General features: G+C 63.1%; 9 protein-coding genes. 3 read left to right on the forward strand and 6 right to left on the reverse strand.

What is annotated here, in order from left to right; genetic code table 11:
- Positions 1 to 168 precede the first annotated feature (168 nt).
- Complete coding sequence (locus tag LXM94_RS24050; RefSeq protein WP_235774153.1) at positions 169 to 1,857, forward strand: ATP-dependent nuclease; 1,689 nt, start codon at positions 169 to 171, stop codon at positions 1,855 to 1,857.
- 31 nt (positions 1,858 to 1,888) lie between these two features.
- Here the strand turns inward: LXM94_RS24050 and LXM94_RS24055 are convergent, their stop codons facing one another.
- Positions 1,889 to 2,779: a LysR substrate-binding domain-containing protein gene (locus LXM94_RS24055; RefSeq protein ID WP_235774155.1), complete on the reverse strand. Its 891-nt coding sequence runs from the start codon at positions 2,777 to 2,779 to the stop codon at positions 1,889 to 1,891.
- 117 nt (positions 2,780 to 2,896) lie between these two features.
- Between LXM94_RS24055 and LXM94_RS24060 the strand changes: the two genes are divergently transcribed.
- Complete coding sequence (locus LXM94_RS24060) at positions 2,897 to 3,064, forward strand: hypothetical protein (RefSeq protein ID WP_235774157.1); 168 nt, start codon at positions 2,897 to 2,899, stop codon at positions 3,062 to 3,064.
- Here LXM94_RS24060 and xdhC read toward each other — a convergent pair.
- The 4 genes from xdhC to LXM94_RS24080 form a co-directional block, all read right to left on the reverse strand.
- A complete protein-coding gene (gene xdhC / locus LXM94_RS24065; protein ID WP_235774159.1) occupies positions 3,040 to 3,864 on the reverse strand; it encodes a xanthine dehydrogenase accessory protein XdhC in 825 nt (274 codons plus the stop codon). The genes LXM94_RS24060 and xdhC overlap by 25 nt on opposite strands.
- Positions 3,865 to 3,885: 21 nt before the next feature.
- The gene (xdhB, locus tag LXM94_RS24070) at positions 3,886 to 6,222 is read right to left on the reverse strand and encodes a xanthine dehydrogenase molybdopterin binding subunit (protein ID WP_235774161.1); all 2,337 of its coding nucleotides are present in this window, start codon (positions 6,220 to 6,222) and stop codon (positions 3,886 to 3,888) included.
- A 265-nt stretch (positions 6,223 to 6,487) separates the two neighbouring features.
- The gene (gene xdhA, locus LXM94_RS24075) at positions 6,488 to 7,954 is read right to left on the reverse strand and encodes a xanthine dehydrogenase small subunit (RefSeq protein WP_235774169.1); all 1,467 of its coding nucleotides are present in this window, start codon (positions 7,952 to 7,954) and stop codon (positions 6,488 to 6,490) included.
- Positions 7,955 to 7,985: 31 nt separating this feature from the next.
- Positions 7,986 to 8,759, reverse strand: coding sequence for a 3-hydroxybutyrate dehydrogenase (locus tag LXM94_RS24080; protein WP_235774163.1), 774 nt, complete (start codon positions 8,757 to 8,759; stop codon positions 7,986 to 7,988).
- Positions 8,760 to 8,991: 232 nt separating this feature from the next.
- Between LXM94_RS24080 and glpK the strand changes: the two genes are divergently transcribed.
- On the forward strand, positions 8,992 to 10,485 hold the full coding sequence (glpK, locus tag LXM94_RS24085; protein ID WP_235774165.1) for a glycerol kinase GlpK: 1,494 nt from the start codon (positions 8,992 to 8,994) through the stop codon (positions 10,483 to 10,485).
- Positions 10,486 to 10,505: 20 nt separating this feature from the next.
- Here glpK and LXM94_RS24090 read toward each other — a convergent pair.
- On the reverse strand, positions 10,506 to 10,687 hold a 182-nt coding region (locus LXM94_RS24090; RefSeq protein WP_235774167.1), incomplete at its 5' end, for a hypothetical protein.

Raw genomic sequence — 10,687 nt, forward strand, 5'->3', positions numbered from 1 at the left:
AAACGAAAGCGCCTCCTCTCACCCGCATCGACACGTCGCGCGATCCGTCGGTAGCAGAAGGAGGGGAGTATAACGCTGGTTGTCGAGGGTGGGGATAAAGGGCGTTGAGATTTTTGCGAAGGCATCTGATACACTTCTGGCGAGCATTGGGGGAATCAAGGAGCCGAAATGGCTAAGCTTGCTAGGGTGACAATTCAAAGATTTAAAAGTATTGAAAGCATAGATTTTAATGTTGCCGCTTTAAATGTTCTTGTTGGCGGTAATAACTCCGGTAAAACTAGCGTAATACAGGCGATACATTTCGCATTTACATTATTCCAATCTATGGAAATATCTGGAAAATGGCCTCCTCGAAACAAAAGTGCCACAACAATAAGTCCAGAAGAGTTAATTTACATTCCTTCTCTAGATCCATACTCATTGGGAAGGGGTGGAAATCTGCGTGAAGCCGATGAGCACGCTATGATATTTGACTTCTATTTTTCCGATGGGGAGCAGACGCAGTTAAAGGTACGAAAGGGAAGAATTAGAAACGTGTTGGTGGAGCCAACAAATATAGAATATTTAAAGACTATCGCCGGGTTAAACGAGCCGTATTCGATATTTTCCCCCGGCCTTGCGGGGGTGTCGAAGTCCGAGCAGTATGTCTCAGATGGTGTATTGCTGCGTGCGTTGTCACGAGGTGATGCCAATGCTTTCCTCAGGAATACGCTTTGGAGATTGCATGGAAAGAATGATGCTTGGGCCGAATTTATAGGAGATTTAAACGTATTATTTCCGCATCTCGAGTTTATTATAAGTTTCGAGAAAGAAATTGATGAGGCAATAAATATATCTATCAGGCGAGGCTCTGTAGTTGTGCCGCTCGATCTTGCAGGTACAGGCCTTCTACAGGCGATTCAGATTTTCGCATATTTGCACTTATTTAAGCCTCAAATTATGGTGTTTGATGAACCGGATTCACATTTACATCCCAACAATCAACGTAATTTGAGTGCGGTCTTCAAGGCTATTGCGAACGATCGCGGGACTCAGGTTATCCTAACCACGCACTCGCGGCATATGATTGACGCGCTTTCCGACGATTGTACAATTGTTTGGATGCAAGATGGAACTGCGCGGCCGGCCTCCCGAGACGATCAGGTGGATCTCCTAATCGATCTTGGCGCATTGGATATCCGCGAGAGATTATCTAGAGAAAATCCGAGATTTGTTATCCTTTCGGAAGACGCTGGATACGGAACCCTAGAGAAAATTGCTTTGGCTAGCGGTTTTGTTCAAGGGGAATTCCAAGTCCATTCTTACAAGGGCATCACAGGAATACATCTATTAGAGCCGTTGCTTAGGCAGATACGGGATGTTGCTGAAAGCCAAATAATAGTGCATCGGGACCGTGACTTTTTAGAACCTGACGAGATAGTTGATTGGGAGAACCGAATTAGAGGCCTTGGAGCCCAGCCTTTTGTAACTGAAGACCGTGATATTGAAGGTTATCTCATAGCTGATCAATATCTTAGGAATTTTCTACAGGCGAATCCTTCGTGCAGCTTAGAGGAATTGAAGGATATCGTTGTTGAAGGGCAGCAAGACAAGACGGTTGAGAATTACGTTAATGGTCGCGTTGACATAGAAAGAAAAGCCGGTCGAGCTGCGCAGATAAACCACGGAAATTTGGCAGCTCTCGCGGCCAGGTTATGTAGAAATGATCCTTGGGGAATGATGCAATCAAAGGCCAGGAGGCGTCGCATACGTGGGGTATTGCAAGAGAGGTTTGGGGTGCGCTTTCGTGATCCTGATATAAACGAAGTTGCTCCCGATCAAACGCTACAGGCGGTTAGGGCGTTGTTCGCGCGTTAGGTCGGTTGCGGGAGAACTTCCATCCCACCCATCAAACCTCCCGCGGCATCGCCTCCAGTATCCACTCCCGGAACGCCCTGATTTTCCCCACATTCCGCCGCGCTTCCTGGCAGACGAGCCAGTAGTCGCGGCCGTCGTTGCAGGTGATGTCGAAGGGCTGGTAGAGGCGGCCTTCGGCGATTTCTTCGCGGAAATGGCCGGGATTGGCGATGGCGACGCCCTGGGCGGCGAGCGCCATGCCGACGTCGATTGCCTGGGTGCCGAATTCGTTGGGCGGGTAGCGCTCGAGGCCGGGGTTTTCAAGGCCGGCGGCCTTGAACCAGGTCTTCCACCAGGGATCGCGGGCGCTGACGATGGGGAGTTTCATGAGGTCGGCGGGGACTTTCAGCGTGCCTTTTGGCGCCAGCGCCGGGCTTAAGAGCGGCGCGAAATTCATGCGCATCACCTTGTGGGCCGTCAGCCCCGGCCAGTCGCCGGTGCCCCAGCGGATCGCGACATCGACGGCGGTGCGGGAAAAATCGATCACCTCCTGCGAGGTCGAGAGCCGGACGGCGATCTGCGGATGGCGGATCTGGAAGGCGCCGAGATAGCGCGCCAGCCACTGCTGGGCGAAGGTGGGGGTGGAGTGGATGACCAGCGTGTCATGCGCCGGCGCCCGCAGCGTCTCGACGGCTTCGCGGAGCAATTCGAACCCCTCGCGCACTTTGGGCAGCAGCCTCTCGCCCGCCTCCGTCAGCGCCACCTGCCGCGGGCGACGCAGGAACAGCGGCTCGCCGATGTTCTCCTCCAGAAGCTTGATCTGGTAGCTGACGGCCGTCTGCGTCATGCCGAGCTCCTCGCCGGCGCGGGTGAAGCTCAGATGCCGCGCCACCGCCTCGAAGACGCGCAGCGCATTCAGCGGGAACTGGCGGGAGAGTTTCATGCATAAGCTCTCTTGATGGGTGGAGACGGGCGTTCGATTGGATTTGCAGCATAAACCGGTGCATGCTGGCTTCATAGTCATCAAATGAAGACCGGCTTTGCCGGGGAAGGAGCTGCCATGTCCATCGGCAGGCTGGGCGCGCTTGCGCGCTTTTTTGTGGGTTTCGCAACGCGGCGGCAGGGGATGGCCCCGTCGCTCGACATCGAAACGCTCTCCGACGACCGCAAGCGCGATCTCGGGCTTCTCGACGGGCGGCGGCCCTATCGGGAGGACGGCGCCCGGTAAGTGGAAAGCGCCGCGAGGATTTCGGCGGCGGTCATGGCGGCGATCACCTCGGGGCGCTTGTCGTGCACCGCCTTGCCGCCGATCGGCAGCGTCAGGCGGTCGGCGAGCGCCCGGTCGCGGCCTTCGCCTTCGAGGAAACTGGCGAAGCCGGCGCGCTTGGTCTTCGAGCCGATCATGCCGCAATAGGCGAGATCGGTGCGGGCGGCGGCCTCCTTGCCGATCAGGAAATCGAGCGCGTGGTCGTGCGTCGCGATCACCACGGCAGAGCCGGGCGGGATGTCGGCGACCATCGTCTCCGGCATCGGCGTCAGCCGGCCGTGCACCTCGGAGGTCAACTGGTTGAGCTCGATCTGCCGGGTCTCGACCACATAGACATTGAGCGGCAGCAGGATCAGCGCATCGGCCAGCGCGCGGCCGACATGGCCGGCGCCGAACACCCAGACCTGCGGCTCGGCCGCCGCGAGGGCCGCGAGCTTGTCGATGAGGCGCGCGCGGGCGGGGTCGTCGGCGTGGGTGAAGGTGAGTTCGACGCGGCCGCCGCAGCATTGCGCGATGTCGGGGCCGAGCGGCACGTCGAGGCGCGCCTCGCCGCCGGCGCCGACCAGGAGCTTGCGGGCATTGTCGATCGCCAGGAATTCGAGATGGCCGCCGCCGATCGTGCCGTGCACGGCGTCGGGCGAGACCAGCATGAAGGCGTCCTCGTCGCGCGGCGTCGAGCCCTTGACGGATGTGACCTCGACGATGACGAGGCGATGCTCGCGGGCGAGAAACCCTTCGAGACTGTCCTGCAGGAAATTCATTGCGGTCGGCTCACGTGGGGATCACAGGGTCTTCAGCCGTTCGACGGCCATGAGGATGCGCTCGGGCGTCGCCGGCGCGTCGAGTTTCGGGCAGTGGCGGTAGCCGGCGGTGCTGGCGACGGCCATCGAGAGCGCCTCCAGCACGGAGATCGCCAGCATGAAGGGCGGCTCGCCGACGGCCTTGGAGCGGCCGATGGTGGGCTCGGCGGCTTCCGCCCATTCGGCAAGCTTGACGTTGAAGACCTTCGGCCGGTCGGAGGCGAGCGGGATCTTGTAGGTGGAGGGGGCATGGGTGCGAAGCCGCCCCTTGCCGTCCCACCACAGTTCCTCCGTCGTCAGCCAGCCCATGCCCTGCACGAAGGCGCCCTCGACCTGGCCCCTGTCGATCGCCGGGTTCAGCGAACGGCCGACATCGTGCAGGATGTCGACGCGGTCGACGAGATATTCGCCGGTCAGCGTGTCGATCGAGACCTCGGAGACGGCGGCGCCATAGGCGAAATAATAGAAGGGCGTGCCCATGCCCTTTGCCCGGTCCCAGTGGATCTTCGGCGTCTTGTAGAAGCCGGCGGCGGACAGCTGCACGCGGGCCATGTAGGCCTGCTTTATAAAGTCCGGAAAGGGGATCAGCGCCTCGCCGACGCGCACGTGATGCGGCACGAAGGCGACGTCGGCGGGCGCGACGTTCCACTTTTCCGCCGCAAAAGCCACGAGGCGCGCCTTGATCTGGCGGGCGGCGTCGAAGGCGGCCATGCCGTTGAGATCCGAGCCGGAGGAGGCGGCGGTGGCCGACGTGTTCGGCACCTTGGCGGTGGTGGTGGCGGTGATCTTGACCGTAGACATGTCCACCTGGAAGGCATCGGCCAGCACCTGCGCCACCTTGGTGAAGAGGCCTTGGCCCATCTCCGTGCCGCCGTGGTTCAGGTGGATCGAGCCGTCCTGATAGATATGCACAAGGGCGCCGGCCTGATTGTACCAGGTGGCGGTGAACGAGATGCCGAATTTCACCGGCGTCAGCGCAATGCCCTTGCGGACGACGCGGCTCGTTTCGTTGAAGGCGAGGATGTCCCGGCGGCGGGACTGATAGTCGGACGAGGTTTCGAGTTCGTCGACGATGCGGTGGACGATATTGTCCTCGACGGTCTGGTGATAGGGCGTCAGCACCCGGTCTGAGCCGGGCGCCCCGTAGAAATTCGCCTTGCGGATCTCCAGCGGGTCCTTGCCCAGCGCATAGGCGATCTCCTCGATCATCCGCTCGCCGCCCACCATGCCCTGCGGCCCGCCGAAACCGCGAAAGGCGGTGTTGGAGACGGTGTGGGTCTTGAGCGGCTGCGAGGTGAGAAGCACGTGCGGGTAGAAATAGGCATTGTCGGCGTGGAACAGCGCTCGGTCGGTGACGGGGCCGGAGAGATCGGAGGAATAGCCGCAGCGCGCGGCATAGTTGGCCCTGACGGCGAGGATGCGGCCGTCGTCGTCGAAGCCGGCTTCATAGTCGACGAGGAAGTCGTGCCGCTTGCCGGTCGCCGTCATGTCCTCGTCGCGGTCGGGGCGGAACTTGACGGCGCGCTTGAGGCGCTTGGCGGCGACGGCGGCGAGGGCCGCGAACTGGTTGCCCTGCGTTTCCTTGCCGCCGAAGCCGCCGCCCATGCGGCGCACCTGCACGGTGACGGCGTTGGAGGGCACCCCCAGCACATGGCCGACCATGTGCTGCACCTCGCTCGGATGCTGGGTGGAGGACCAGACGGTGACCTCGTCGTCCTCGCCGGGAATGGCCAGCGCGATCTGGCCTTCGAGATAGAAATGGTCCTGCCCGCCGATGCGCATCTGCCCGGCGGTGCGGCGGGGGGCGGTGGCAAGCGCGCTTTCCGCCTCGCCGCGCTTCAGCGTCAGCGGTTCGGTGACGAGGGGGGCGCCGTTGGCGAGCGTGTCGGTGACGTCGGTCCAGTGCGGCAGGTCGCGGTAGTCGATCTTTGCCAGCCGGGCGGCGCGGCGGGCGATCTCGCGGGTCTCGGCGATGACGCAGAACACCGCCTGGCCATGGAATTCGACCTTGCCTTCGGCGAGCACCGGCTCGTCATTGCGGTGCGACGGGCTGATGTCGTTGACGCCGGGCATGTCGGAGGCGGTGAGCACGAGCACGACGCCGGGATGGGCGCGGACCGCGGAGAGGTCCATCGCGAGGATCTCCGCATGCGCCCGGTCGCTCATGCCGAGCGCGGCATGGAGCGTGCCCTCCGGCTCCGGCATGTCGTCGATATAGTCGGCCTCGCCGGTGACGTGCTTGTGCGCGGAATCGTGGCGGAGCGATGCGTGCAGGGGTGCAGCGAGCGTCTTGCGGTCCTCGAAGGTGGACTGGTCCATGGTCATGCCCTCCGTTCGCGCGTTGAGCGGTCTCGCCCGTATCCTCGGCCCCTCGTCGGGTGCCGTGGTGTTCCCTTCACCCCGCCTCCGCTCCGCTCGGCGGACCTCTCCCCGAGGGGAGAGGAGGAACCGAGACGGTGCGGCACGGTTTCTTCTCCCCGCCGGGGAGAAGGTGGCCCGAAGGGTCGGATGAGGGGGGCTGTCGCCGCGTTCGCCAGAAGCGCGGAGGAAGCGGCAGGACGTGCCAAAAGGTCAGAGCGTTCCATCACGCCACCGCCCCGAACCGCGTCACCTGCGCCACCGCGCCCGATGTCTCGAGCCAGAACCGCGTCAAAAGGTTCTTCGCCGCCAGCATGCGGTAATCGGCCGTGGCGCGCCAGTCGGTGAGTGGCGTGTGGTCAACCTCGAAGGCGGGGCGGGCGGCCTCGACGGTCGCCTCGATCCACGGCTTGCCGATCAGTGCGGCCTCGACGGCCTTTGCCCGCTTCGGCGTGCCGGCCATGCCGCCGAAGCAGATGCGGGCGTCGGTGACGGTGTTGTCCGCCGCAAGCGCGATGCGAAAGGCGGCGCAGAGCGCGGAAATGTCCTCGTCGCGGCGCTTGGAGATCTTGTAGACGGCGAAGCGGTCGCCGGCCGGCAAAGCGGGAACGAAGAGGTGCTCGACGAATTCGCCGGGTTTGCGGTCCTGCTTGCCGTAGGCGATGAAATAGTCCTCCAGCGGCATCTCGCGCCGCCCCGCCTTCGAGCGCAGCGTCAGCGTCGCGCCGAGCGCAATCAGCGGCGGCGGCGTGTCGCCGATCGGCGAGCCATTGGCGATGTTGCCGCCGATCGTGCCCATGTTGCGCACCTGCGCGCCGCCGATGCGGTCGATCAGAGGGCGAAGTGCCGGGACGGCGCGACAGAGCGTGTCGAAGGCCTGGCTATAGGTGACGCCGGCGCCGATCGTGACGCCGGCCGGGCCGTGCTCGACCATCTGCAATTCGCCGAGATGGTTGATGAAGACGGCCGGGTTCAGGTCGCGGAACTGCTTGGTGACCCACAGGCCGACATCGGTGCAGCCGGCGACGATGGTGGCGGCGGGTTCCTCGGCGAGGACTTCGGCGAGCTCTTCCACGGAAGCCGGCACGATCACGCGGCCCTCGCCGCCGGAAACACGGAGGGTCGCCTGCGGCGCGAGCGCGTCCAGCCGCTCCGCCATCTCGTCGCGGAAGCGCTCCAGCGGGTCGAAGACGGCGGCCGGGCGGTGTTCGGCGGCTCGCTCCGCGGCGCGGACGATCGGCTCGTAGCCGGTGCAGCGACAGAGATTGCCCTGCAGCGCCTTTTCGATCTCCGCCCGGCTGGGGCTCGCATTGCCGAGCCAGAGGCCGTAGAGCGACAGGACGATGCCGGGCGTGCAGAAGCCGCATTGCGAGCCGTGTTCGTCGACCATCGCCTGCTGCACGGGATGGAGCGCGCCGTCTTTCGCGGCCAGATGTTCCACCGTCACCACATGGGTGGCGTTCAGCGAGCCGAGCAGGCGGATGCAGGCATTGACGCTTTCATAGACGAGCCGGCCTTCGAGCAGCCGGCCGACGAGCACCGTGCAGGCGCCGCAATCGCCCTCCGCGCAACCCTCCTTCGTCCCCGTCAGGCGGCGGCTAAGCCGCAGCCAGTCGAGCAGCGTGGCCGTCGGCGATACCTGGCGAAGGGCCATGTCCTCGCCGTTCAGAATGAAGCGGATGCTGCCGGTGATGCTGCCAGTGTCCGGGGTCATGGGCGTCCTTCTATTGCGCCGTCCAGCCGCCATCGACGGAGATATGCGTGCCGTTGATCGACTTGGCCGCGTCGCTCGCGAGGAACAGCGCGATGGCGGCCACTTCCTCGACGGCGACGAATTCCTTGGTCGGCTGGAACTTCAGCATGACATCCGACTTCACCTCAGCCTCGCTGATGCCGCGCGCCTTGGCCGTGTCGGGAATCTGCTTCTCGACGAGCGGCGTCAGCACGTAGCCGGGGCAGATCGCGTTCGCCGTGATGCCGTTTTCGGCGATCTCCAGCGCGACCGTTTTCGTCAGTCCCATGATACCATGTTTTGCCGCGACATAGGCCGACTTGAAGGGCGAGGCGACGAGGCCGTGGGCGGAGGCGACATTGATGATGCGGCCAAAACCCTTGCGCTTCATGTGCGGGATCGCCGCACGGATCGTGTGGAAGGAACTGGAAAGGTTGATCGCGATGATCTGGTCCCATTTCTCGACCGGGAAATCCTCGATCTTCTCGACATGCTGGATGCCGGCATTGTTGACGAGCACGTCGACGCCGTCGAATTCCTCGACGGCCGTCTCGATCAGGTCGGAGATTTCGTGCGGCTTCGTCATGTCGGCGGGATGGTAGATGACCTTGCCGCCGCCAAGGCTTTCCAGCTTCTCGCGGATCGCCTCGATCTCGGTCAGCGGGCCGAAGCCGTTGATGACGACATTGGCCCCTTGCTCGGCAAAGGCGGTGGCGATCGCGAGCCCGATGCCGCTGGTGGACCCGGTGACAACCACACTCTTCATGTCCTCAACTCCCGTTTCATACGCCGGCGGTCTGTCGCGCCGGTTCGTGCTGCGTTGCAGCAGCCTACGCGCAAACATCCGGCGATGACAATTGCGTTTTTCACTCGGTAGTATGGGTGGAATCGGGTGAGCGGATTTGCGTTTTGTTTTCCTTTGACATTCGTTTTGATGTCGTATTGAAAGAAACGAAGGGCTGTCGGGAGCGGCCCGGAGGCAGGACCGGGAGGGGTTCATGGCAGGCTACATTCTCGCGATTGACCAGGGCACGACGTCCAGCCGGGCGATCGTCTTCGACCGCAAACAGACCGTCGTGGGCTCCGCCCAGAAGGAATTCACCCAGCATTTTCCGCAGTCCGGCTGGGTCGAGCACGACCCGGAGGAGATCTGGGAGAGCGTCGTCTGGTCTGTGAAGGCGGCGCTCACCAAGGCGGACCTCAAGGCCTCCGACATCTCGGCGATCGGCATCACCAACCAGCGCGAGACGGTCGTCGTCTGGGAGCGCGCGAGCGGCCGGGCGATCCACAATGCCATCGTCTGGCAGGACCGGCGCACGGCGTCCTATTGCGAGAAATTGAAGCGGCAGGGGCTGGAAAAGACCTTCACGAAGAAGACCGGCCTCTTGCTCGACCCCTATTTCTCCGGCACCAAGCTCTCCTGGATGCTCGCCAACGTGAAGGGCGCGCGGGCGCGCGCCGCCAAGGGCGAACTGTGCTTCGGCACGATCGACACGTTCCTCATCTGGCGGCTGACCGGCGGCAAGGCGTTCGCGACCGATGCGACGAATGCCAGCCGCACGCTGATGTACAATATCGGCTCCAACCAGTGGGACGAGGACCTGCTGGAGATCCTGCGCGTGCCGGCCGCCATGCTGCCCGAAGTGCTCGACTGCGCGGCCGATTTCGGCGTGACGGAGAAGGCGCTTTTCGGCGCGGAAATCCCGATCCTCGGCGTTGCCGGCGACCAGCAGGCCGCGACCATCGGCCAGGCCTGCTTCGAGCCGGGCATGATGAAATCCACGTATGGCACCGGCTGTTTCGCGCTGCTCAACACCGGCGCCGACATGGTGCGCTCGAAGAACCGCCTCCTCACCACCATCGCCTATCGCCTCGACGGCGAGACGACCTATGCGCTGGAGGGCTCGATCTTCATCGCGGGGGCGGCTGTGCAATGGCTGCGCGACGGGCTGAAGGTCATCAAGGCCGCGCCAGACACGGGCGACCTTGCGGCAAGGGCCGATCCGACGCAGAACGTCTATCTCGTGCCGGCCTTCACCGGCCTCGGCGCACCGCACTGGGATCCCGAGGCGCGCGCCGCGATCTACGGCATGACGCGCAACACGGGGCCCGCGGAATTCGCCCGCGCGGCCCTGGAGGCCGTCTGCTACCAGACCCGCGACCTGCTCGACGCCATGCACAAGGACTGGCGGGCGAACGGCAAGGAAACGGTTCTGCGCGTCGATGGCGGCATGGTCGCCTCCGACTGGACCATGCAGCGCCTCGCCGACATCCTCGACGCCCCCGTCGATCGCCCGACGATTCTCGAGACGACCGCGCTCGGCGCCGCCTGGCTTGCCGGGCAGCGTGCCGGCGTCTGGCCGGACCGGGCCGGGTTCGCGAAGTCCTGGGCGCGCGACCGGCGCTTCGAGCCCGAGATGGACGAGAAGACGCGGGCCACGAAGATCAAGGGATGGAAGGACGCGGTGCGGCGGACGCTGAGCGCGGGTTGAAGGCGAGTGTCGACTTGCAATCAAGAGAAGAATAAAAAATAAATGCGCCCCAGCGTCGCATTTCTTGCGTTATGCAACGTGTTTGTGGTATTTTGTGGCTCCCGCACATGCGAACCGAAGTCTAGACGGAGGTTGCGCAGTGAATACTTTGATTTTTGCTGTTGCCGGCCTCCTCCTCGGGGGCACGGCCGTTTTTGCTGAT

Source organism: Rhizobium alarense (assembly GCF_021555155.1).
Classification (GTDB): domain Bacteria; phylum Pseudomonadota; class Alphaproteobacteria; order Rhizobiales; family Rhizobiaceae; genus Rhizobium_D; species Rhizobium_D alarense.